Below are 22673 nucleotides of genomic sequence, written 5' to 3'. Positions count from 1 at the left end.
AGGGTCAGACCCCGTTCACACTTTTTTCACATTTAGAGAGTATCTATGGAATCCCGATAACATTCTACGATGTCTCCGTATCCCTGTTCTGTCAGCTGTTCCTTCTGGAACTTTTTGTTCTTCTTCATATTGGCGATCATGACCTGCCGCCCTGCCGCGCGCTCTGCTTTTGCCAGGTTCAGCACTTTCAGCATACCTTCCTGGGGCATGTTTTTCTCGATTAAAAATGCCTTTTTATCCCGGCTGGAAGGCACCTGATAGCCCCGTTCCAGCAATAACATGACAATCCGCTCGAATCCGATGGAGAATCCTACCGCCGGGGTATTCTGCCCGGTGAATTTTCCGATCATCTCATCGTAGCGTCCTCCTCCTCCAACGGAGCCTCCGAACTCATCCATGGAAATTTCGAATATAGTTCCGGTATAATAGGACATGCCGCGCACCAAGGTGGGGTCAAACGTGATTCTGAAATCCGCTTCCTTCGCGCTTTCTACACTTGTAATAATCATTTCCAGCGAAGCCGCCGCTTCATTCTCGAGAAAGCCTTCCAGCTTCTCTTTGCAGTAGCGTACGCCTTCCACGTCCCCTGTAATTTCTTTAAATAACTGAAGATATTTTTCCACCGATTCTTTCGCATAACCGCAATCCTCTAATTCCGCCGCCACACCGTCCATGCCGATCTTGTCCATCTTGTCCAGTGTGATGAAAACATTCTCATAGTCTGCTTCCTGAAATCCGCTGTACGCTGCCATTGCCTTTAAAAATCTTCTGTCATTGATGCGGATGGTAAAGTTTTTAAAATCCAGCTTTCCAAGCAGGGTAGACGTGGCAAGGATCAATTCGATCTCTGCCAGGTTGCCCGGCTCTCCTAAAATATCAATATCGCACTGCATAAACTGGCGAAAACGCCCTCTCTGAGGTCTGTCGGCACGCCATACATTTCCCATCTGCAACGCCTTAAAAGGGGATGGCAGGTCGTTCGCATTGTTGGAGTAATAACGGCACAACGGCACAGTCAGGTCATAGCGCAGGCCGCCGTCCACAAGATCCGCCTCGTCCCGGGCCGCATCAATTTTCAGCTTTTCTCCTCTTTTCAGGATCTTAAAAATCAGCTTTTCATTATCTCCGCCCTGTTTGCTGCACAGATTTTCAAGATGCTCCACGCAGGGGGTCTCGATCGATGAAAATCCGAATGCCTTGTATGTTTCCTTAATGAGCCCGATACAATAATCTCTGATTTCCATTTCTCCGGGCATCATGTCCTTCATTCCGGTAACCGGTTTTTTCTTTAACGCCATAACCATTCTCCTTTTCTCTCTATCATTTCATCAATGCGGCCGATATACTCCGCAATATCCTTCACATTTTCAATTCTTACCAGGCTTGTCTGCCTGCCGTTCTCCAAGGTAATCTTCTCCGGCAGCACAATTTTCGTGGAAGCACCGGCCCCGGCGGCAAGGATTGTCTGCTTTTCTTCCATAATTAGTATATTGTATATTCCGGCTTTGTCAACCTTTGCATAGCCAACATTTTCAAAATTTCCTGCAATATTCTTCTGACGGTACAGATAGTAGGGTAAAAGGCCCATCCTTTCCGCGGATGCAGCGCACTCTTCCATCATCTGCTCAATCCCGGAATGAAGGTCTATCTCCCGGTTCTCCTGCCCAAACTTTGCGGCTCTTTTGATTGCAAGCGAGTGAACCGTAAGACTGTCCGGCCCGAGTTCCTCGATCTGTCTGAGCGTATCACGCATATCCGCGGCGTCCTCTCCGGGGAGCCCTGCAATCAAGTCCATATTAATATTCGTAAATCCCATTCTCCTGGCCTGCCAAAACACGTCTTTCACGTCCTGGGCACTGTGCCTTCTTCCAACTGCATCCAGCGTCTTCTGCTGCATGGTCTGCGGATTCACCGAAATCCGGGTCACCGGATGACGCGCCAGTACCTCTAACTTTTCAACAGTAATACTGTCCGGTCTTCCCGCTTCTACCGTGAATTCCAGCAGATTGTCAAAAGAAAATTCCTCCTCCAAAAGGCTTAGCAGCTGATCAAGCTGCGCTGCGTGGAGCGTGGTCGGGGTGCCTCCCCCGATATAAATGGTATTCAGCTTTCGGCCCGCTGCCGCCCTGCCGATGGCCGACACCTCTTTACACAGGGCGTCCATATACAGATCCATCTTGTCAGCCCACCGGTTAAGCGGGGACGAGCCAAAGGAGCAGTATGAGCAAATGCTGGGGCAGAATGGGATACCTACATAAAGGCTCCAGCCATTTTGGCAGTCCAGCCGCCCCAGGAGTTCCCTCTCGCGCTGCGCAATCTCACATCCAAGCGCTGCTTTTTGGGGACTGACCCCAAATACATCCTCCAGAAATCTGATCGTCTCCTCTTGGCTCATACCGTTTTCCAGCTTCTGCATCGCCAGCTTCGTCGGCCTGACGCCGGTCAGCATTCCCCAGGCAAGCGCCCTCCCGGTCACGCTGCTGAGATAATCATAGATCCGTTTTGTCACATGACGTTTCATCTCCTGCCGGTCCCCGGAATGCCCGGCTTGCTCCTTCGTAATGGAAAAGCAAGAGCCCCCTTCCAACACTAGTCTTACCAGAGGTTCTTGCCTGTCATCCACCTTCTGCCTGATTTCCTCATTCGGAAAAAAGGCTTTTACGATATGGTACAAATTGTACATATACAATGTATCATTACTGCTGATCTCTATCATAATAAACTCAAATTCCTGACTATAAGTTATTTTTGGAGAGTTGCTGACAATGCGGTACAGAGAATTCCAACCGAATTTGCCATATCAAATAAACGGATTGTGTATCTTCTCAAAACCAATCGAAGTCTCCTGCATATGCCCCGGATAAACTTTAGTCTTCCCGGGAAGGCGCATCAGCTTATCCTGAATGGACCGCACAAGCTCGCTGTAGCTTCCTGTGGGCAGATCCCCTCTGCCGATGGAAGTCCAGAACAGGGTATCCCCGCTGAACAGTACACCTTCCGCAGGAATATAGTAACAGCATCCGCCGATTGTATGTCCCGGCGTATACAGCACCTCGATCTCCATCCCTGCAGCTGTCAGCTTCTGGCCGTCTTTTAAATACTCGGCACCTGAAAAAGTATAGCCTGGTCCATATTCTGCCGAGGCATTCAGCACGGCATCATTTAGCAGCCCCTGCTCCTCCTCGTGTGCATAAACGGGAACCGGAAATTCCTTCAGGAATCCATCAATCCCCATAATATGGTCAAAATGCCCGTGTGTCAGCAGAATTGCCTTCAGCTCAAGTCCCTCGCTTTTTATATGGCTCACCAGCTCTTCCGGACAGATAGCCGGATCCACCAGAAAACATTCCTTTGATTCTTCATTCTGAACAAGATAACAATTCGTCTGGATCATTCCAATAACAAACTTCTCTACCTTCATCGCTCTACCCCGCCGTCCTTTCAATATCCATCACGCCTTCAATCTGGCGCAGCTTCTCAATTACCCGGTTCAGTTCCTCTCTGCCATGGACAATAAATCCCATATCCAGAGAAGCCGTTCCCTTCTTGCTCGTTCTAATATTCATAGACTTCACATCAATCTTAGCCTCTGTGAAAATCTTGGAAATCTCCATCAAAAGCCCCTGCCTGTCATGGGCAAACATCTTCAGTTCCGCCAGATACTGTCCGCCGTTTTCTTCCGCTGCCGTCTCTTCCCACTCGGCATCAATCAGCCGCTCACGCTCGGTCTCGGAGAGATGAATCATGTTCACACAGTCCGTCCTGTGAATCGACATCCCCCGTCCCCTGGTGACAAAACCAACAATCTCATCTCCGGGCACCGGATTACAGCACTTGGAAAAACGCACCGCCATATCATCGATTCCCTTGACCACGATCCCGCTCCTGGACTTAGCGATATGCACCTTCTGATTATTCGCCTCGGAGATCTTCTCCAGGATAGTTTCATCCGTGATCTCTTTCTTATGTTCTTTCTCATACTCCTCCACAAGGCGGTTCACGACCTGGCCTTCCTTCACACCGCCGTGTCCGAGCGCCGCCAGCACCGCATCCCAATCACGGAATCCGTACTTCTGCTGTACAATCTGCTGATATTTCGATTTCATGATATTCTGCGGATTGATAGACTTTGTCTTGCAGTAGGCAGCGATCAGCTCTTTTCCCCTGATGATATTGTCTTCTTTAAATTCTCTCTTAAACCACTGGTTAATCTTGTTCTTCGCCTGGGTGCTTTTGACAATATTCAGCCAGTCCCGGCTGGGCCCCTTGGAATTCTGAGAGGTCAGAATCTCAATTCTGTCCCCGTTCTGTATCTTATAGTCAATATTGACCAGCTTCCCGTTCACCCTGGCACCCACCATCTTATTCCCCACCGCACTATGGATCGCATATGCGAAATCCACCGGAGTGGAACCGTTAGGCAGATTCTTTACGTCCCCGTTGGGGGTAAAGCAATATACATCCTCTGCAAATAAGTCCAGGTCGCCTTTTAGCAGGCTTAAAAACTCCCGGTTATCCGACATATCACGCTGCCACTCCAGAATCTGGCGCAGCCAGCTCAGCTTTTCTTCTTCCTGCGCTTTCACGCTCTTTCCGGCACCGCCTTCTTTATACTTCCAGTGCGCCGCGATTCCGAATTCTGCCGTCTTGTGCATCTCTTCCGTGCGGATCTGTATCTCAAAAGGCTGCCCGGAAGGTCCCATCAGCGTTGTATGGAGGGACTGGTACATATTTGCTTTCGGCATGGCAATATAGTCTTTAAAACGCCCCGGTATGGGCGTGTACATCTCATGAATCACGCCAAGCGCAGCATAGCAGTCCTTAACCGAATCCACAATGATGCGCACAGCAAACAGATCATATACCTGATCCAGCGTCTTATTCTGGTTTACCATCTTTTTATAAATACTGAAAAAATGCTTGACCCGGCCATATACCTTCGCCTCGATGTGAGAGTTTTTCATATGGGTGGAAACCTCAGCCACAATCTGCTGTACAAACTCCTCCCTCTCAGTCTTGCGCTCATTCAGATCCCGCACCAGGTCAAAATACACTTCCGGCTGGGAATACTTCAGCGACAGGTCATCCAGTTCCGTCTTAATCTTGGAAATACCGAGCCGGTGTGCAATCGGAGCGTAAATGTCCATCGTCTCCCGGGCTTTTTCCTTCTGCTTGGCCGGAGTCATAAACTCCAGTGTACGCATATTGTGCAGCCGGTCCGCCAGCTTAATAATGATCACACGGATATCCTTCGCCATGGCCAGAAACATCTTACGCAGATTCTCCGCCTGAACCTCCAGCTTATCCTGGGAGTAGGATAACTGTCCCAGTTTCGTGACCCCATCGACCAGAAGCGCTACTTCCTCGCCGAACTCTCTTGCCACATCCTCCAGTGTCATTTCCGTGTCTTCCACGGCATCGTGCAGCATACCTGCAACGATTGTCTCCTTATCCATCTCCAGATCGGCGAGTATAATGCCCACCCAGAGAGGATGTATAATATACGGTTCGCCTGACTTACGCGCCTGGTCCTTATGCGCGCTTTTAGCCGTCCTATAGGCCTTCTCAATCAGGGTAATATCTGCGGATGGGTGATACTTCCTGACTCTGGCTATCAAAGCCTGATATAATTGTTCAGGGTCTTGATAATCTTCGGGTGCTTTCACAGCATGCCCATCCACAATCTCCAGGTTTTTATTCAGTAATTCATATTCCGGAGTTCCCGCCATATCAATTCCCCCTTTCTTCTATGGTAAGTTTCATACCCTTAAGTATAACATTATTTTAACAATTTTCAAACTATTTCCCCATAAATAGACGCAAAAACACATAAAATCGGCAACAGTTCAGGCAAGCCTGAACTGTTACGCATCCTGCCCATTGAAATTGGCCTATTGATAGTTTACAACAGTAATCTGCAGTGTTCTCTTACCCATATAGTCATTCACAGTCGGATAGAAGGTAAACGACATCTCGTCTTTCTGCCTTATGTAGTCCAGGCAGTCCTGCGCATCCCCGAAATAAATTGCCTCCATCTGGTTTCCCTGCCTGTCTTGTACACGAAATTTCAGAACATTCTGATTTTTTCCGATAATTCTGGGGCTGAGTACCTTCAGATTCTTTTCCGCGAACAGGGGCTTCGTATTTCCTTTTCCAAAAGGCTCCAGAAGCTCCAGTTCGGATACCAGCGATTCGGTCACATATGCAAGAGGAAGCTGCATGTCTATGGATACTTTCGGCAGAAGGTCTTCCTCGGATAACGCAGCCAGCTCATTGATTGTCTCACGGAATCTGTCCACATTTTCCTCCTCCAGGGACAGCCCTGCTGCCAGCTTATGCCCCCCGAACTTCGTAAACAGCGCCCGGCATCTGCACATTTCCTCAAACATATTGTAGGACTCAATAGACCGCCCGGAGCCTTTCACACCCTCCTCGCCCTGGGTGAGCACGAAGGTAGGACGGTAATATCTCTCCTTAATTCTTCCCGCTATGATGCCCGCTATACTTTCATGGCACTCCGGAAGATAAACAACCAGAACCTTATCCTCCTTCAAAGAAGTATTCTCAATCTGCTCCACCGCCTGCTCCACGCCCTTTTCCGTCATCTCCTTGCGGCTGTCATTGAGAGCCTTAAGATCCTCCGCCAGCATCACGGCTTCTCTGCGGTTCGGAGCATTCAAAAGTTCCAGCGCGCGTTTTGCCGTGTCCAGACGGCCGCTGGCATTAATGCAGGGTCCCAGCACAAATCCAATATGATAAGCCGACAGTCTGTCCACAGGCACTCCCGTACACTCAATCAGCGCCCTCAGTCCAAGATTACCGGTACGCTTCAGCATTTCCAGCCCCTGCTTCACAAAAATCCGGTTTTCACCGGTCAGGTCCATCACATCCCCTACAGTAGCTATGGCCACATTTTCCATCAGATAATCAATGTCATCCACATCTTTCTGCATCACCTCATAAAGCGCTTCCACCAGTTTGTAGGCCACTGCCGCCCCGCAAAGTCCTTTAAAAGGATATTCACAATCCACCCGGTGCGGATCCACCACCGCGTCCGCCTGGGGCAGCAGATATTCCTTCACACCGCCCGCCTCCAGATATGGCACCTCATGGTGATCCGTCACAATAATCGTAAGTCCCTTCTGTCTGCCATAAGCAATCTCCTCCGCAGCCGCAATCCCATTATCGCACGTAACAATCGTATCGATACCGTCCTCCAGGGCACGGTCAATCAGCATCCTGTTCAATCCATACCCATCCCGTATCCGGTCCGGAATATCCGTATCCACCTCACCGCCGAGCTTAGAAATCCCTTCCTGCAGCACATAAGTGGCATTCACCCCATCAATATCATAATCCCCAATAACGCGAATGGCCTCCCCTTCCCGGATCTTCTCCGCCAGAATCTCCACCGCCTTATCCATATCCCTCATCAGCATTCCATCATACAAATCCGCAATCGTCCCATGCAGATAAAACCCAATCTCCTCATCCGTCATCAAATCCCGGTTCCGAATCAGCCGCGCAAGAATCGGAGAAACATGGTACCGCTCAGCAATCCCATTAAAATCCGCCTTCTTCATAGAAACAAACCACTTCTCCACCTTTTGTCCTCCTCGTACATGTTATACCGCACCCCAGCTCACATCTATTGCCTTCACCTATTAGCTTGCTCAAACATCACCGCATCAGCACACCCGTGCATTGCATAACAACTCACTGCCGCCCCTAAAAGCGCATAACCCAAAATATCTCCGAATTACACATATCAGTACCATATTATCCACAAACACACCCCACTGTCAACAAGAACCTGTCGTAATTTGTCGACGCAGCATATAAACAGTTACTATTCACGGCCCAGGAGTCGCGCATAGTAACTGTAAACTCTCTAAAAAGCTCCCCCGTCTCCCCAATCCAATCAGCCGCCCCCGCCAAACCTCCGGGCAAGCCCCCCTCCCGCAAGGATGCGTTCAGCCTGAGAAAATCGGGATGCTTCGCCGCTGTCCGGTGAGGCTTATGCTGATTCCGGAAGCCTCTAGCGTGCCATAGAAGCGCTTACTGCGAAAAAGCCGCATTTTATGGAGGATAATTGATTCCGAATCAATTATCCAGAGCGTCTGAGCTTAGAAAGCATCGGCTTTCTAAGTGAATACGCTCGGTTCCATAAAATGCGGCTTTTTCTCAGTTAGCGCTTCTTGGCTAAGCGGCCGGTTTCCGGAATCAGCATAAGCCTCACCGGACAGCGGCGGAGCATCCCGATTTTCTCAGGCGCCCCCGCCAATATCCTACTTGCTTCTCTTCTTCATCACATACCAGAGTGCCCCCGTTACGCACACAGATGAATAAGCTCCACATACAATTCCCACCATCAGCGGCAGTGCAAATTCTTTGATTGAACTTACACCCATAATATAAAGTACCGCCACCATTACAAACGTTGTCAACGAGGTGTAAATACTACGCGTCAGTGTACGGGTGATACATCTGTTTACAAGAACAGCCAGATCCTCCCCGCGCTTCTTCGTCTTCATCTCCTCACGGATTCTGTCAAAGATTACGATGGTCGCGTTAATAGAGTAACCTACTATAGTCAGCATACATGCGATAAATGTATTTCCAACGGATACCCTTGCGATAACATAGAACGTCAGTACCACAAGTACGTCATGCAGCAGCGCCAGTACCGCGCTGGTTGCAAAGCGGATATCCTTGAAACGGAACCAGATGTAAAGCAACATGCAGATCGTTGCAATCAGAACTGCGATGACCGCGTCCTGCCTCATCTCTGAGCTGACCGTTGAACTAATATTTTCCGTCGTAATCTCATCCTCATTTACCTTGAAATTATCGACCATAGCTTTATTAAATGCTTCGCGCTTATCCAATTCCAGAGTCTGTGTCTTGAAGATGACCTGGCTAGTTCCTTCCACCTTCTGAACCTGAACATTGTTGTCGCCGGTTGCATCCTCAATCAGAGGTACGATATTTTTATCAATCTCCTCCAGGCTGTATTCCTGATCAAAGGTCACATTAGTCGAAGTACCGCCCTTAAATTCCAGGCTGTAATTCAGAACGCCCTTTCCCTGGCCTCCATTGATTCCCATAAAGACGAAGCCTACTAAAACCAACGCGATAGAGATTCCGAAAAATGCCTTTTTCTTTCCGAGGAAATCGATCGGTTTACGTTCCGCTTTCACACGTCCGTATACTTTCTGGTTGTGAATGCCTACGGCATAGAAGGCATATACGATGAGACGGGTGATTACAAGGGCAGTAAACATAGAAACCACAATACCAAGGGCCAGCGTCTGCGCAAAACCTTTTACAGTACCGCTCCCCTTAAGCCACAGGACTGCCGCAGCAATCAGGGTTGTAATATTGCCGTCCAGAATGGCTGACATTGCCTTATGGAAACCTGCATTCAGGGATGCCCTCACGGACTTGCCGGCCGTCAGTTCCTCCCGCACTCTGGCGAAGATTATTACGTTCGCATCCACCGCCATACCGATACCAAGGATGATACCCGCAATACCCGGCAGGGTCAGTGTAATGTCAAATGCATTCAGCAGAACCAGAATCAGCCCTGTGTAAATGATAAGCGCAATACTTGCTGCCAGCCCCGGAAGCAGGTAAACAGCGCACATAAAGATAAATACAATAGCAAGGCCGATCGCTCCCGCCTTTAAACTGGTGCTGATTGCCTCTTCGCCGAGCTGTGCACCCACTACATTTGAACGGAGTTCTTCCAGTTCCAGGCTCAGTCCGCCGATACGGATCGTCGAAGCCAGCTTGTCTGCTTCTTCGAAACTCATACTGCCGGAGATCTGTGCCTCGCCATCCTTAATCTCGGAATTTACACTAGGTACACTGATCAGCTCTCCATCGTAATAGATCGCAATGGTTTCCTTTGCCGCCAGCGCAGCCTTTGTAGCCGCCGCAAACTTCTCCGTCCCCTCTTTTGTAAAGGACAGCTGTACGATATTTTCCTTATTCTTCAGATCATCCTGGGTGGTCGCTGCCTGCGCATTCTTAACATCCGTACCATTGAGAACAATGGAGCCGTCTTCCTGCAGTTCTTCAATGGTCTTGTCCAGTTTGTATTTGCCGCTGGAATCCAGACTGTAGTTTGCATTGCCTTCACTGTCCTTCTCCCGGATAAAATACAGGGAACCGGGCTGCCCCAGTTCATCAAGGATCTTGTTAGCATCCTTAACGCCGGGGATTTCGATGCTGATTCTGTCATCGCCTTCCTGATATACGGTTGCTTCTGTACTATACTGCTCTACACGCCTCTGCAGCTTGTAGATTGTGTCATCCATGTCAGACTGGGACGGTTTGTCCCCTTTTACCTGATAGGTGATGCTGACACCGCCTTCCAGATCCAGCCCAAGTTTAATGTTCTTTGCAGCGCCTGAACCTGTTTTCCCGAATCCGACAATTGTTGTAAAGCCCAAAAGGGCAATCAGGACAACAGTCAGAATCAGGCTGATAACGCCTTTACTTTTCTTCATGAGTCACATTCCTTTCTTCATCTGCCAATGCAGCCTTTATCATAATCGCGCACTCCACACGCTTACGTTCCATCTCACAGCTGACATCATAGGTATCGTGGATTGTATTATGGAATTTGTAAGAATTAGCCATACAGCCGCCGCTGCAGTAAAATCTTGCAAAACAGCTGCGGCACTTTTCCTTTGAGTAAACGCTGCAGCTGCGGAATTCATCTGCAATCTCCGGCTTCACAATTCCGCTGTCCACATTTCCCATTAAAAATGCTTCATCCCCTACAAACTGATGGCAGGGGTACAGATCCCCCCATGGCGTCACAGCCAGGTACTCAGTTCCCGAACCGCAGCCGGACAGACGCTTGGCCACACACGGCCCGCCTTCCAGATCCAGCATAAAATGGAAGAATGTAAATCCTTCGCCATTTCGCTCGCGTTCCACCATTGTCTTTGCCAGCGTATCGTATTCGCTGAAGATCTGCGGCAGGTCGCTCTCGCGTATGGCATAGGGATCTGTCTCTTCCCCTACGACCGGCTCAATAGATATCTGCTGGAAGCCAAGTTTTGCAAAATGCATCACGTCCTTCGAAAAGTCCAGATTCCCCCGGGTAAATGTCCCACGTATATAGTATTTCTCCTGATTCCTGCTCTTGGCCAGCTTCTGGAACTTAGGCACAATCAGGTCATAGCTTCCCTTTCCGTTGCGGAAGGGCCGCATGCTGTCATTCACTTCTTTTCTGCCGTCAAGGCTCAGTACGACATTATCCATCTCACGGTTCACAAATTCCTGAACCTCATCATTGAGAAGAACACCGTTCGTGGTCAGGGTAAAACGGAAATGCTTGTCATGCAGCTTTTCCTGTTCTCTTCCGTATGCCACCAGATCCTTTACCACCTGCCAGTTCATCAGAGGCTCGCCTCCGAAGAAATCCACTTCCAGGTTCCTTCTGCTTCCGGAATTGGCAATCAGAAAATCCAGCGCCTTCCTGCCCACTTCATAGGACATCAGCGCACGTCTCCCGTGATATTCCCCCTCTTCCGCAAAACAGTATTTACAGGCCAGGTTGCAGTCATGTGCGATATGAAGGCAGAGCGCCTTTACCACCGTTTTCCGCTGCTTTACCTCCCCAATATACGCCTCATAGATGTCCTCCGTAAAAAGCAGCCCGGATTCGGTAAGCTCGATCACCGCTTCCAGCACTTCCTGCAGATCCGATTCGCTCAAGGATCCACCCAAAGTCTCCTTGAGGCGCCGGTATGTTTCTTCTGACTGCAGAGATTCCACAGTATGGGAAGAATTCATTGCCTCGAGACATGCAATCACATCATATGCGGACTTGTCCACCACGTGGACAGCACCGCTGTTCACATCAAGGACAATGTTATATCCATTATTCTGGTACTGATGTATCACAACAGATACCCTCACTTTCATCATAATTCAGGCCATTACCGATTTTGATTCCCGGTAACAAGCGTAAGGCAGCGGCCGAGGTCGCTGCCCTGATTGGTACTTTTAAATACTCTGAAAGCACAGCACACGCCCGACCATCCGCCGTTATGTAAGTGCTGTGCTTATATTCTGTTTCCCGTTGCAAATATATTACTTCTTATGTTCGCAGGTCTGGTTTCCCACTGTGCAGGAAGTCTTGCATGCTGACTGGCAGGATGTCTGGCATTCTCCGCATCCGCCTTTTTTTACTGTATTGTTTAAGGTCTGTGTATTCAGTGTTTTAATATGTTTCATGTTCTCTCCTCCTATATTCATGCTGCAGGCATGTATTTACCTCGTAACATTATAGCACAGTGCCTGTAGTTTTTAAAGTGTTTTTTTCGTGAACGGTACAGGCTGTCTATACGCTGTTTCCGCACATATTCTCCTGTATATCTTAATTCATCAGGAGACCATGCCCCCCAGCATTCCGCCTCCCGCACAGAGCAGAAATGTGGTCAGTATATTTGCCCCGCTTCCCTGCATAGAGCGGTACACTCCAAGAGAGATCAAAAGCAGCAGACCAAAATACAGAATCCCGATCGTCAGCCCCCATGCAAATTTACGGAATTTTGCCATCTTCCCTGCCGCAAAGCCGCCTACAAATGTGGAAACAACATAAATAACGATAATCCCTCCCGTTACTTTCCCCTCATCCAGGTTCAATTTATAGAGCAGCAGAGTCAATAAAAGCAGAAGGATTCCCGTTACCACATAAGCGCACAAAAGAGCCTTTAAAAGCCAGATGACTTTTCCCTCGGCTCCCCGCCCCTTATTTGTCTTATTCTCCATCTAATTCCTCCTCGTCCATCTATGTACTATTACAACATATGATTGTCCTTCCCGGAATATGCCATTTATCCCCAAAAAAGCGGAGTGTGGCAGGCAAGGTTCGTATTGTGGATGGGTGGGGGCGCAAAATGAAGGGACCGCCGCCAAGCTGCAGAATATGGTATACCCAAGGGCACCCCGTAACTCATGCCCTGCGGGCGGGTCTGCAGCACAGCTGCAGAATAAGGTATATCCAAAGAGCACCCCGTAATTTATGCCCTGCGGGCGGATCCGCAGTGAACTGCAAAATAAGGTATGATTTTTTCTTTTTATCTGCCGGAGCTGTGATGTACCATCAAAAGAATCCATACGCCTCCCCCGTTAATGAGCCTCCCCATTTGCACCCTTGCCTATTGGATGCACCCAGCGAAAGGAAGGGATAGCCGCAATCCGCCCAAGTGCACATATGCCGTTGCCAAATGCTAAAGCGAGCCTTAGAAATTCTAAGAAGCCGGCAGCCGGGCTAGTGGGGGGATTTTGTGATCTCCGAATCACAAAATCTGCTGACCCAGCGCGAGAAATCATTTGATTTCTCGTGATGTGTCAGCTGTACCCCGCTAGCCCGGCTGCCGGCTTCCTAGAATTTCTTAGGTTCGTGTCCGCATTTCGCAACGGCATATGTGCACTTGGGCGGATTGCGACTATCTCTTCCTTTCGCGTCCCCCGCCATCCCAACTGACTAAGGGAGTAAATATCTCTATCTATTGTTCCATCTGACGTCCCAGAAAACCAGCCGCGCTCATTGCAACTTTCTGCTCCAGTTCGCCGAATTTTTTCTTTTCATCCTTATTCAGGAAAACAACCGCGCCTATAGCATCTCCCTCGCAGAGGATCGGACACACGACTTCCTCTTTGAATTCTTTTTCATCCTGCACAACCCCTGCATATTTGGCACTGTCGGATTTTGCCAGCAGTTGTTCTCTTGCCTGAATTACTTTCTCCAGCTCTTTGCTGATATACTTATCCTGCAGATCCTTTTTTCCGCTGCCTGATGCAGCCACGATCTGGTCGTTATCGGTGATGCACACTGTACATCCCATTGTCTGGGCAAGGCTTTCTGAATACTGTTTGGCAAGTGTGCCAAGTTCCCCAATCGGGGAATATTTCTTAAGTATTACTTCACCTTCCCTGTCTGTAAATATTTCCAACGGATCCCCTTCCCGGATCCGCAGGGTTCTTCGTATCTCCTTCGGAATAACAACCCTTCCCAGATCGTCAATCCGCCTTACGATTCCTGTAGCTTTCATAAAGAAATTCCTCCATTTAACGTCTTAGTAATCATTAGCACTTCTACTAGTATTTGTTAAATAGAGGAAAATATTCGTGCTCCTGTCAGTTTTCCATTTCCACGTATTGCTCTGCTATATTTTTCACATGATCGCCGATTCTTTCAAAATCTGTCAGGATCTCTGTGAATACAATTCCCGTCTGCGGACGGCATTTACCTTTTTTTAGACGCTGCATCTGTTTCTTAAAATATTTTTCTCTGGTGTCGTCTATTTTCTGCTCCATCAAAGCCGCCTGGTTCAGAATAACGGCGGGAACATCCTCTTCCTGCCTGTTTATGATACGCAAAGCCTCCAAACACTGCTTTTTCATATTTTTCAAATCATCCCTGGCAATATCCGAAAATTCACCGTTCCATTTTCTTAAATCCTGCGCATATTCCGCCAAATTGACCGCATGGTCCCCGATCCGCTCAAGGTTGCTTATGATCACGTAATATCCATTAATCTGCCGGGAGTCCGACATGGACATTTCATTGGCCATAAGGGATACAATATAAGCGGATATTTCCTGATTCAGATAATCGATATAAGTCTCTCTTTCCCGGATCTTTTTCATTTCCCTGTCATCGTATTTCATGAGGATATCGTATGCACGCGAAATATTTTTCTCTACCATTCCCAGCATTCTTCCTACTTCATTCCCCACCTGGGATATCGCCACGGCGCTCTGTCCGATGGCATACGATGGTTCGAATCTGGCAATATATTTCAGCCGGTACTCTTCCTCCTCCTCTTTTTTGCTGTCCGGCAGAATCTTTACTGCAGCCTGGGCCATGTATTCGCCGAACGGAAGTAAAATCAGGGTCGTTACTATATTAAATACGGTATGTACATTGGCGATCTGGGACACCGGGTTTCCCGGAACCAGTGCCTCCATCCATGCGACAAACGGTGTAAACATACAGATCAGGGTGAACAATACCGAACCGAATATATTAAACATTAGATGGATCACGGTTGTACGCTTGGCATTGACTTTCATTCCGATGGAAGCCAGAACCGCTGTGATACAGGTTCCGATATTCTGTCCAAAAAGAATATATACCGCACTGGACAGCGGGATCATACCGGTGCCCGCCAGTGCCTGCAGGATTCCCACTGATGCTGAAGAGGACTGGATCACTGCGGTAAATACTGCCCCAATCAGTATACCCACCAGTGGATTTTTAAATGTAGTCATAAATTGAATAAATGCCGGTGAATTCTGCAGCGGCTCCATGGCACTTCCCATCATATCCATGCCCATGAACAGGATACCAAGTCCGGCAAAAATGCTGCTGATATGGTGGACCTTTTCATTTTTTACAAACATGATGGCTGCAACACCGCCGATGGCAAATAGAGGGGCAATGGCGCCAATGTCAAGCGCAATCAGCTGGCCGGTGATCGTTGTCCCTATGTTGGCGCCCATAATCACCCATACAGCCTGTTTCAATGTCATCAGCCCGGAATTTACAAATCCGACTACCATAACAGTCGTAGCGGAGGAAGACTGTATGACCGCTGTGATGCCCGCTCCCACCAGCACCCCTTTTACTCTGTTAGACGTCAGTCTTTCCAGAATTGATTTCATCCGGTTGCCCGCCGCAGCCTCCAGACCGTTGCTCATCATCTGCATTCCGTATAAGAAGAGAGCGAGCCCTCCCAGTAATGCAAGTAAATCCTTAATTCCCATCTCTCATACTTCTCCTTTGCATGCCTTAATTTTTACGCACTCTTAACACAGATTATCATAGCCAAAAACACGAGGTCAATCTGACCGGTTCGTTTCTTAGCGATTTCTTAATTACTCTGGTACTTTTACGTCATATCGTACAAATTAATACGCGGCCGCTGCCTGAGCAAAGCTTCCCGCGAATGAATTTCCACTTCAAATCAGATATCCCCTCTGCAAAACCGCCATGTAGATATTGAAAACCTCCTTATATTCTGCTAAAATTTACATGTCATGAAATAAAAAAGTATACGCAGGATGGAGAAAACAATATGAGCCTGAAAATTCCAATAGAAACTTCCGCCAGGCATATCCATGTCTCCCAGGAAGACTTTGAACAACTCTTTGGCCCCGGCGCACGCCTGAACTATACAAAGGAGCTCAGTCAGCCCGGCCAGTATGCATGCAAAGAAAGGCTGACCGTCATCGGTCCCAAAGGACGCTTCGAAAAGGTCATCTTACTGGGCCCGTTTCGTCCTGCAACCCAGGTCGAAATATCCGTTACAGATGCCCGCAGGCTTGGCATACCAAGCGTCATCCGCCAGTCCGGAGATATCGCCGGCACACCGGGATGCACTCTCGTGGGCCCTCACGGAAAAGTAGAGCTGAAGGAAGGGGTCATCGTAGCCAAACGCCACATTCATATGACGCCCATCGATGCCCTCAGGGCACATGTAAAGGACAACGATATCGTTTTCGTCATAACTACAAGCTATGAGCGTTCCCTTATCTTTTCCGATGTGGTCGTCCGGGTCAGCCCCAAATTCGCATTGTCCATGCATGTGGATACAGACGAGGCCAACGCATTTGCCAACGAAGATAACCCAACCGGCGTGATTTTAAAACTATTTGACGGGCATACTTATAATCTGCAGACATGGGCAGATGAACTGCAGTCCGGAATCAACAGGGGGGTCTGACCCCTTTGCAAAGGGGTCAGACCCCCGCGCAAATCCGACACTATTCTGACAATTTCAAAATGGAGGTATTTTAACATGAATAAAATCGATGAAGTAAGAAGCGCTATGATGGCCGCTATGAAGGCCGGCGACAAAGAAAGAAAAGCAGCCCTCTCTTTTCTGTTGTCTTCTCTGAAAAATAAGGCAATTGACAAGCGGGCAGATCTGACGGAGGAGGAAGAAAACCAGGTAATACTAAGAGAGATCAAACAGACAAAGGAAACACTGGAACTGACTCCCAAAGACCGCACGGATATTATTGAGGAGTGCCAGAAGCGGCTTACTGTTCTGGAGGAGTATGCTCCGAAGATGATGGACGGGGATGAAATTAGAGAAATCGTGAGGGGCGTGCTTGCCGATCTTGGAATTGAGGCTCCCACGGCGAAGGATAAAGGGAAAATTATGAAGGAACTTATGCCTAAGGTAAAAGGAAAGGCTGATGGGAAACTTGTAAGTACGATCGTGGCATCTTTAATCCAATAAAAGAAGGGGTCGCCCGGGGAACAGGGGCGTATGGGCTTTTCTGGAGCGGGCGAAAGACGTGAGATTTACTAAAAGTCCAAATAGGCCGATTGCAGGTACCTTTGACATGCCATCCGAAATCTGATGATTTCGCATGTCAGGTCAAAGTAAAAATATGATTTGGAAATCATATTTTTAACCTGCAATCGGCCTATTTGAACTTTAAGTAAATCTAGCACGTCTTTCTTGACGCCCCTGAAAAGCCCATACGCCCCTGTTCCCCGGGCTGGGTGCATCCTGCCGGGAGACGGGGGCGGTGGATCGGGCTGGATTGGTTGATCGTCTCCGAAAGAAGGACATGCAATAACAGACCTTCTATCTGTTAAATACGGCTATTGCCAGGCCTTCGCCTCTTATGGCTGACCAGTGGGCCTCGTTGATTTCTTCGAGGCGGTAGCGGTGGGTGATGAGGCGGTAGAGGGGGAGGTCTTTTTCGGCGGCTTTTTTCATGAATTTGAAGCATTCTTCGTAGTCGCGGGTTGTGTAGTATCTGCCTCCTGCCGGCATGGAATCTTCGTAATGTCTTATGGCTGTCTTTGACTTGCCCAGGACGTATTCCAGTTCACAGATGCTGCCGCTGCTTTTTGTGAAACGTTTTGCAGTGCTTCGGCCCAGTGGGGATGCGGTGCATTGGAATACGGCGTCTGCAAGGCTTCCGCCGAAGTACTTCTGGATCTTTTCCAGTACGGCTGATATGCCGTTTTTGTTACGGTAATCGATGCTTTCCCTGGCACCGAATTCTATGGCCAGTTTGAGAGCCTGTTCGTCTCCGTCTATTGCTATGATGTTGTATATGCCCATACAATTCAGTATGGCGATGGCTGTCAGGCCTTCCAGCCCGCATCCCAGCACAATCACACGTTTGGAAGAGTCCAGATGTCCGAGCTTGACAGTCCTCTGTACCGCACTGTTTACCGCGATGACCGTCTCTGTAAGCAGACGGGACTCCAAATCCAGATCATTCACCTGGTAGATCTGGTTGTCGGCCCTGAGCACTACATAGTTGGAATACCATCCGTGAAAGCCGCTCCCTGCGCTGCCGCGGTTTCCACCGAAAGCGGAGGCCGCTGTGCTGGCCTTTTTTACGGCAACGACTCTGTCACCGACCTTCAGGGCTGTTCCTGCCGCATCCTGCAGAGAAGGGCTGCCCAGTTTCACTATACGGCCGGTTCCCTGCTGTCCCAGAAGGGACGCCTGGCCCACTCTTTTTTCTTTCATGAATTCTATCGTATCGGAAGGTGACACACAACAGCCTTCCACTTCCACGAGAATCTCCTTTGCGCCGATCTCCGGCAGCTTATATTCTTTCAGTTCATAACTTTCAGGAGACACCAGCACGGCACTCTTCCCCGTCTCATTGCCCGTAAACACCGGCATTCTCTCCAGGGTAAATGCTGTCCTGTTCTCTTTGTGTGTCCCGACTTCAGAGAGAACCTGTTTTACTATATCATCAATCTTTAAATCCATCTTCGTATCTCCTTTACCAGGATATTCGCCTGTGCTGCATTCCGGTTCTGCCTGTGTTCACTCCGTGCAGCAGCTTGTCAATCTTGATCTTCACAACGACCTTCCGGTAGGAGGAAGGTATACGTTCATGACAACAGGGTTTATGTCCGTCCGTGGGATAAACCAGGTAAAACATTCCCGGCTTCATCTGTATTCTGTCGCCCTTCCCGGTTAACCATTCTATATCTGTGTCGGGATCATATGGTGTCTTCACCGTCAGATCCGCCTTGTCCGCATATTCCCACATTTCCGAACCTTCCAGAAGAATCTGCACATCCAGATACTTGTCATGGGTTTCAAAATCCGCTTCCTCAAAGCTCCGGGTCTGTCCCTCCTGAACGAATGCGAACCCTTTTCCGACAGGGTATCTGCCAGCAGGCAGGCGTTCCTTCTCCACACGTTCCACAAAACGCACCGCATCCCACAGTTCGGGCACACACCGCTGATAATAGCGGAAATGTTCCAGCTTATCCATTATCATATTATGCTACCTCTCCAATCTGTCAAATCTGCGTCTGCATCTACAGCAGTTTCAGTTCTCTCATCTTATTATATACATTAGCCTTAGCTTCTGCATCCAGAGAAAGAGCCGGCAGCCTTTCGTGGCCGTCCTGGTTCAGCACACGGTAGTACATAGCCTGTTTACATGCCAGAAAGAGCGGCGTACTGTAACCATAGATGTCCATGGCATTCACCATCTTTTTAAACCAGAGCGCTGCCTCATTATAGTCCCCCCTCTTTGCAGACTGGTACGTATTGACCGTAAACTCAGGCGCAAAGTTTGCAGTTGCATTGATAAATCCGTCCACACCGCAGACCAGAAGCCCCATAGCCTGGTTCTCATAGGCCGAGAACACAGAAAAATCAGGATTTACTTCCTTCACTTTCTGCATAGAAAGAACATGGTTAAAATCATTGATCGTATCTTTGATTCCCACAATATTCGGGTTATCCTTCACGAGCTTGCTCACTACATCCGCATTGAAGCAGTAACCTGTCAGATCCGGGAAATTGTATATTATAATAGGAAGAGACGTATGGGAAGCTACATAACCGAAATATGCCTCCACCATCTCTGAGCTGTATACACTGAAATACGGATTAATCAGGAGTACGCCGTCAGCGCCGGCAGCCTCCACATATTTTAGCAGCTCCATTGTATTCTCAAGGCAGGTATCGCCAACACCTACAATCACATTCACCCGCCCATTAACGTGATCTATCATTTCTTTAATAAAGTTCTTTTTTTCTTCTACCGTCATAATGCTGAACTCTCCGGATGTCCCCAGATATGCCAGTCCGTCCACACCTTTTGAGATCAGGAAATCTGCCTGTCTCTTGCTTGCCTCAATGTCTATCTTACACTTTTCATCAAATATCGTGATGACCGGCGGATTCACGCCACACAGTTTCTTCATTATACTATTCCTCCTTCTGATACCCCAGCTCTCTGGATAAACTCTTTCCGGCCTTCAGCATCTCTGCTATGATTAGTTCCTTCTTGTCCATCATGCGCTCTTTCGGGCCAGATACACTGAGTGCAGCAATCATTCTATGGTAGCCGTCATAGACCGGAACTGCCAGGCACCATAATCCTTCTTCGATCTCCTGGTCATCCGTTGCATAGCCCTGGAGACGAAATTCCTGCAGCTGCTTTCTCAATTCTTCCACGCCCTTCACCGTGTTTTCCGTAAATGCGGTAAATTCCAGCCCATTCATAATATCCCGGCTTTCCTCCGGCGGAAGAAAGGATAGAAATGCTTTTCCCAGACCGGTACAGTAAACCGGCTTTCTGGATCCGATTTGTGCATTTGTATTAATCGTCCGTTCGCAGTTTTCCTTCGCAATATACACAATCTCTCCCTGCGAGAGAACCCCCAGGAAACAGGTCTCACCCAGCGTCTGCATGAGATGCTTTAAATAAGGTGTAGCCATCCTCCCGATATCGAACCTGGATGCCGCTACCGCTCCAAGGCTTACCAGCTTGCCCCCCAGTGAATACCGCTTCTGCTCATCTACCGCCAGGTAACCGTTTTCCGCCATTGTCTGTAAAAGAGCTATCGTACTGCTTGGAGCATAATTCAGACGAGTGCTGATATCCTTGTTCGTCAGCCCATCGGAGCTACCCTCTAAAAGGTCGAAAATTTTTAAAACTCTTTCTGCCGATTTAACCGCCATATAAAACACCTGCTCCTTTCATTTTCAAAAGGCGACTTTCCCATTTTCAATATAAAATTACATTACCACGCCCAACTTTTCTTGTCAACTTTGAAGAGCTCTGTATGGCTCTTCTATAACGCCTTTCTCTTCCTATTAAAAAGAGAATGCCTAAAATGAAGATAATGTGCACAAGCCCCTCAATTCTGAGGGGCCTGTACATTACGGCATACCGCCGCATCCATGTCCGCAGCGGCCGGCATAGTGCCCCGCCGTAAACCTATGTCATACCTGATGCATTTTGCACTAGATGAACAGGCATGATATCAAACCTACAATAATGATCAGAATAATACCTACAACCGAAGCAATTGCCTGCCCCAAAGTATATGTTTTCAATCCGCCGGTAAAATTAAATCCGGTCATATTTGATACAATCCAAAAGCCTGAGTCATTAACCGTTGCGCCAAACAGTGCGCCGTCCAGGCACGCCAGAGCGATAAATACCGGGTGGATAGCTACGGTTGTTGCAACGCTCTGCATAATCGCAAAGGTGGTCAGTGAAGCCACTGTACCGGATCCGGTGATCTGTCTGAACAGCAGTCCCAGAATCCAGCCGATCAGCAGGATCAGCACGATATTGTTGGAGATATTAGATACCATATTCTTAATTGCTTCACTCACGCCTGATGCAGTAATTACAGAGGAGAAGGATCCGCCGGCTCCGGTAATCAGAAATACAAGTCCAGCAGATTTCAGGGCTGTAGTGGCTACTTTTTCCGTCTTTGCCAGTCCCAGGTACTTAATAGAGATAATCATACCAGCCAGAGTTCCCAACAGCATAGATGTTGTCTTCTGTCCAAGGAAATCAATCCATGTCGGAACAGAATCCATCATAGCGCCTGCTACTGTATTCAAAAGAATGAAGATAATCGGAAGCAGGATCGGAAGCAGTGAAACAAAGAATCCCGGCATTTTTTCCGGAAGCTCCAGCTCATTGATGTCCAAGCCGTTTCCATTCTCATCTTTTTCTGCATTCCAAAGCCCTTTCTTCATCAAGAACCCATGAATCGTAACGGCAATCAGTACCATAGGAATACCGAACAGCAGTCCTGCTGCAATCATAATACCAAGGTCAAATCCAAAATATTCCGGAGCAACCAGCGGGTTTGGCGTCGGAGGAACCAGGGTATGCGCAACACCGGCACCGATAGAGATCGCTCCTACGATATAACCGATTCCCTTATTCAGCTTCTTCATCAAAGCTACACCGATGGGGATCAAAATTACAAATGTTACATCAAAAAATACAGGGATAGAAAGTACGAATCCGGCAAATCCTACCGCGTACATTGCCCATTTGTTTGGAAATACGGATACCAGTTTGTCAGCGATTACACTTGCACCGCCGGTATCACTTACGAACTGGCCGAGGATAATACCAAGGCCGATCGGGAATCCGATACTTCCCAGCATGCTTCCGAAACCATTATTAATCACGTTAACCAGGCCGGTGGTTACCGTCCCGTCCGCGGCTGTAATATCCACCAGCGGTACTTTTGTCAAAACACCAAGGAGCAGAGAACCAAGGATCAGGGCGATCGCCGGATTCATTTTGGCCTTGATAATAAATAATACAACAACTGCGATTGCGATTATTAAACTTATAATTAAAAATGCTGTTGACATTTTACC

At 48.4% G+C, this 22673-nt stretch carries 18 protein-coding genes; 2 read left to right on the top strand and 16 right to left on the bottom strand.

Features of this window, described 5'->3' with window-relative positions; genetic code table 11:
* Positions 1–32 precede the first annotated feature (32 nt).
* From hisS to MWG26_RS06835, 11 genes are all read right to left on the bottom strand, one after another.
* Complete coding sequence (hisS, locus tag MWG26_RS06885) at positions 33–1298, bottom strand: histidine--tRNA ligase (RefSeq protein ID WP_025655286.1); 1266 nt, start codon at positions 1296–1298, stop codon at positions 33–35.
* Entirely contained in the window at positions 1289–2716 is a 1428-nt protein-coding gene (gene hemZ, locus MWG26_RS06880) for a coproporphyrinogen dehydrogenase HemZ (protein ID WP_025655285.1), read from the bottom strand. Before hemZ ends, hisS begins: the two co-directional genes overlap by 10 nt.
* A gap of 84 nt (positions 2717–2800) precedes the next feature.
* Positions 2801–3421, bottom strand: coding sequence for an MBL fold metallo-hydrolase (locus tag MWG26_RS06875; protein ID WP_025655284.1), 621 nt, complete (start codon positions 3419–3421; stop codon positions 2801–2803).
* A 4-nt stretch (positions 3422–3425) separates the two neighbouring features.
* The gene (locus tag MWG26_RS06870; protein WP_025655283.1) at positions 3426–5729 is read right to left on the bottom strand and encodes a RelA/SpoT family protein; all 2304 of its coding nucleotides are present in this window, start codon (positions 5727–5729) and stop codon (positions 3426–3428) included.
* Positions 5730–5891: 162 nt separating this feature from the next.
* Positions 5892–7604, bottom strand: a complete 1713-nt coding sequence (gene recJ / locus MWG26_RS06865) for a single-stranded-DNA-specific exonuclease RecJ (RefSeq protein ID WP_025655282.1) — start codon at positions 7602–7604, stop codon at positions 5892–5894.
* Between the two features lie 684 nt (positions 7605–8288).
* Entirely contained in the window at positions 8289–10514 is a 2226-nt protein-coding gene (locus MWG26_RS06860) for a protein translocase subunit SecDF (protein WP_025655281.1), read from the bottom strand.
* On the bottom strand, positions 10501–11922 hold the full coding sequence (scfB, locus tag MWG26_RS06855; protein WP_025655280.1) for a thioether cross-link-forming SCIFF peptide maturase: 1422 nt from the start codon (positions 11920–11922) through the stop codon (positions 10501–10503). Before scfB ends, MWG26_RS06860 begins: the two co-directional genes overlap by 14 nt.
* A 189-nt stretch (positions 11923–12111) precedes the next feature.
* Complete coding sequence (gene scfA, locus MWG26_RS06850) at positions 12112–12255, bottom strand: six-cysteine ranthipeptide SCIFF (protein ID WP_009002406.1); 144 nt, start codon at positions 12253–12255, stop codon at positions 12112–12114.
* 150 nt (positions 12256–12405) lie between these two features.
* Positions 12406–12792, bottom strand: a complete 387-nt coding sequence (locus tag MWG26_RS06845; protein ID WP_025655279.1) for a TIGR04086 family membrane protein — start codon at positions 12790–12792, stop codon at positions 12406–12408.
* A gap of 740 nt (positions 12793–13532) precedes the next feature.
* Positions 13533–14078 carry a stage V sporulation protein T gene (spoVT, locus tag MWG26_RS06840; RefSeq protein WP_025655277.1) on the bottom strand — a complete coding sequence of 182 codons (546 nt, stop codon included), beginning with the start codon at positions 14076–14078 and terminating at the stop codon, positions 13533–13535.
* Positions 14079–14163: 85 nt separating this feature from the next.
* Complete coding sequence (locus tag MWG26_RS06835; protein WP_117440731.1) at positions 14164–15795, bottom strand: Na/Pi cotransporter family protein; 1632 nt, start codon at positions 15793–15795, stop codon at positions 14164–14166.
* 311 nt (positions 15796–16106) lie between these two features.
* On the opposite strand from MWG26_RS06835, the gene pduL reads away from it, so the two are divergent.
* The gene (gene pduL, locus MWG26_RS06830; protein WP_025655276.1) at positions 16107–16754 is read left to right on the top strand and encodes a phosphate propanoyltransferase; all 648 of its coding nucleotides are present in this window, start codon (positions 16107–16109) and stop codon (positions 16752–16754) included.
* Between the two features lie 75 nt (positions 16755–16829).
* On the top strand, positions 16830–17276 hold the full coding sequence (locus MWG26_RS06825; RefSeq protein ID WP_025655275.1) for a GatB/YqeY domain-containing protein: 447 nt from the start codon (positions 16830–16832) through the stop codon (positions 17274–17276).
* Between the two features lie 354 nt (positions 17277–17630).
* Here MWG26_RS06825 and MWG26_RS06820 read toward each other — a convergent pair whose 3' ends face one another.
* From MWG26_RS06820 to MWG26_RS06800, 5 genes are all read right to left on the bottom strand, one after another.
* Positions 17631–18782 carry a zinc-binding dehydrogenase gene (locus MWG26_RS06820; protein WP_117440732.1) on the bottom strand — a complete coding sequence of 384 codons (1152 nt, stop codon included), beginning with the start codon at positions 18780–18782 and terminating at the stop codon, positions 17631–17633.
* A 13-nt stretch (positions 18783–18795) separates the two neighbouring features.
* Complete coding sequence (locus MWG26_RS06815) at positions 18796–19302, bottom strand: NanQ anomerase/TabA/YiaL family protein (protein WP_025655274.1); 507 nt, start codon at positions 19300–19302, stop codon at positions 18796–18798.
* Between the two features lie 40 nt (positions 19303–19342).
* Positions 19343–20239: a dihydrodipicolinate synthase family protein gene (locus tag MWG26_RS06810; protein WP_025655273.1), complete on the bottom strand. Its 897-nt coding sequence runs from the start codon at positions 20237–20239 to the stop codon at positions 19343–19345.
* A 4-nt stretch (positions 20240–20243) separates the two neighbouring features.
* Positions 20244–20999 (bottom strand): IclR family transcriptional regulator, encoded by a 756-nt coding sequence (locus MWG26_RS06805; protein WP_025655272.1) that lies wholly within the window; start codon positions 20997–20999, stop codon positions 20244–20246.
* A gap of 285 nt (positions 21000–21284) precedes the next feature.
* Positions 21285–22667: a GntP family permease gene (locus tag MWG26_RS06800; RefSeq protein ID WP_025655271.1), complete on the bottom strand. Its 1383-nt coding sequence runs from the start codon at positions 22665–22667 to the stop codon at positions 21285–21287.
* Positions 22668–22673: the final 6 nt, after the last annotated feature.

The organism is Faecalicatena contorta (assembly GCF_022835095.1).
In the GTDB taxonomy this organism is placed as follows: domain Bacteria; phylum Bacillota; class Clostridia; order Lachnospirales; family Lachnospiraceae; genus Faecalicatena; species Faecalicatena contorta.
Note: the sequence above shows the minus strand (reverse complement) of the source record. Positions and strands in the feature narration are given on the sequence as shown.

What these genes read in the sequence shown, in the direction of transcription:
- hisS (WP_025655286.1), bottom strand. Translation starts at nt 1,298, where the DNA reads ATGGCGTTAAAGAAAAAACCGGTTACCGGAATGAAGGACATGATGCCC.
- hemZ (WP_025655285.1), bottom strand. Translation starts at nt 2,716, where the DNA reads ATGATAGAGATCAGCAGTAATGATACATTGTATATGTACAATTTGTAC.
- MWG26_RS06875 (WP_025655284.1), bottom strand. Translation starts at nt 3,421, where the DNA reads ATGAAGGTAGAGAAGTTTGTTATTGGAATGATCCAGACGAATTGTTAT.
- MWG26_RS06870 (WP_025655283.1), bottom strand. Translation starts at nt 5,729, where the DNA reads ATGGCGGGAACTCCGGAATATGAATTACTGAATAAAAACCTGGAGATT.
- MWG26_RS06860 (WP_025655281.1), bottom strand. Translation starts at nt 10,514, where the DNA reads ATGAAGAAAAGTAAAGGCGTTATCAGCCTGATTCTGACTGTTGTCCTG.
- scfA (WP_009002406.1), bottom strand. Translation starts at nt 12,255, where the DNA reads ATGAAACATATTAAAACACTGAATACACAGACCTTAAACAATACAGTA.
- MWG26_RS06845 (WP_025655279.1), bottom strand. Translation starts at nt 12,792, where the DNA reads ATGGAGAATAAGACAAATAAGGGGCGGGGAGCCGAGGGAAAAGTCATC.
- spoVT (WP_025655277.1), bottom strand. Translation starts at nt 14,078, where the DNA reads ATGAAAGCTACAGGAATCGTAAGGCGGATTGACGATCTGGGAAGGGTT.
- MWG26_RS06835 (WP_117440731.1), bottom strand. Translation starts at nt 15,795, where the DNA reads ATGGGAATTAAGGATTTACTTGCATTACTGGGAGGGCTCGCTCTCTTC.
- pduL (WP_025655276.1), top strand. Translation starts at nt 16,107, where the DNA reads ATGAGCCTGAAAATTCCAATAGAAACTTCCGCCAGGCATATCCATGTC.
- MWG26_RS06825 (WP_025655275.1), top strand. Translation starts at nt 16,830, where the DNA reads ATGAATAAAATCGATGAAGTAAGAAGCGCTATGATGGCCGCTATGAAG.
- MWG26_RS06820 (WP_117440732.1), bottom strand. Translation starts at nt 18,782, where the DNA reads ATGGATTTAAAGATTGATGATATAGTAAAACAGGTTCTCTCTGAAGTC.
- MWG26_RS06815 (WP_025655274.1), bottom strand. Translation starts at nt 19,302, where the DNA reads ATGATAATGGATAAGCTGGAACATTTCCGCTATTATCAGCGGTGTGTG.
- MWG26_RS06810 (WP_025655273.1), bottom strand. Translation starts at nt 20,239, where the DNA reads ATGAAGAAACTGTGTGGCGTGAATCCGCCGGTCATCACGATATTTGAT.
- MWG26_RS06805 (WP_025655272.1), bottom strand. Translation starts at nt 20,999, where the DNA reads ATGGCGGTTAAATCGGCAGAAAGAGTTTTAAAAATTTTCGACCTTTTA.
- MWG26_RS06800 (WP_025655271.1), bottom strand. Translation starts at nt 22,667, where the DNA reads ATGTCAACAGCATTTTTAATTATAAGTTTAATAATCGCAATCGCAGTT.